The organism is Paenibacillus campinasensis, from assembly GCF_002272015.1.
GTDB classification, from domain to species: Bacteria; Bacillota; Bacilli; order Paenibacillales; family Paenibacillaceae; genus Paenibacillus_AQ; species Paenibacillus_AQ campinasensis.
In genome coordinates, this window is sequence record NZ_NPBY01000024.1 from 1 (window position 1) to 709 (window position 709).

1 protein-coding gene is annotated in these 709 nt (G+C 55.3%); it reads right to left on the minus strand.

All coding sequences use genetic code 11. From position 1 onward, the window contains the following. Window positions 1–235 precede the first annotated feature (235 nt). Window positions 236–709, minus strand: a 474-nt coding sequence (locus tag CHH67_RS26710) for a hypothetical protein (RefSeq protein WP_244908118.1), incomplete at its 5' end; no start/stop codon positions are given.

Sequence of the window (709 nt, forward strand, 5' to 3'; positions counted from 1 at the left end):
ACTCAAGTAGAGCAATATCCTGCTTCAGGCGTAGCGATAGAGCGATTTAAGTAGAGCAATAGCGCGCTCAAGTGGCCAGAAGAGTGATTCGAGTGGAGGCAGAAGAATGAATTCAATATCATGTGAACAGTTGCAGACGAAGGACTCAGGTTCGCGAACCGATACAGGCTGGTTTAAAAATGAAGGATAAATATGAACGGGATTCGTCTAGCCCCAACGTTTCAGGGTGTCTTGCTCAGGCTGCGGCTAAGGCGTTCTCTAAGGGCCGATCCGGCTGACGGGCGATCAGCTCCAAGTAGGAGATGCCAGGGATCGCGATGCACATCTGCAGCAACTTCTGCCTCATCGACTCCGCCGTTCCGGACAGGAGAAGCCAGCGGCGTCCTGTGAATTCGTTCAAATACGCCTGCAGATGCTTCCTCCCCAACGCACCATATGTATTCTTCAGCGATACCCACGCCTCTCTTACCACACTCCGCAAAGGGGCGTACAACCGAAAAGCTTGGGAGGACAGCTGGACTTCGGATGCAAGGCGATCCACGTGCTCGTCGATGAATGCGGTTAGATCGCGGCGAGAGGCCCTTGTATCGGTTCCTCGGCTCTGCCGCAACAGGCGGATCTTGACCTGCTGCGGTTCACCGGCCTCATCGACCGTACAGCCAGCGACAACCGCTGAGGCATGCGGATGCGAAACCGCACATCGGGAGGG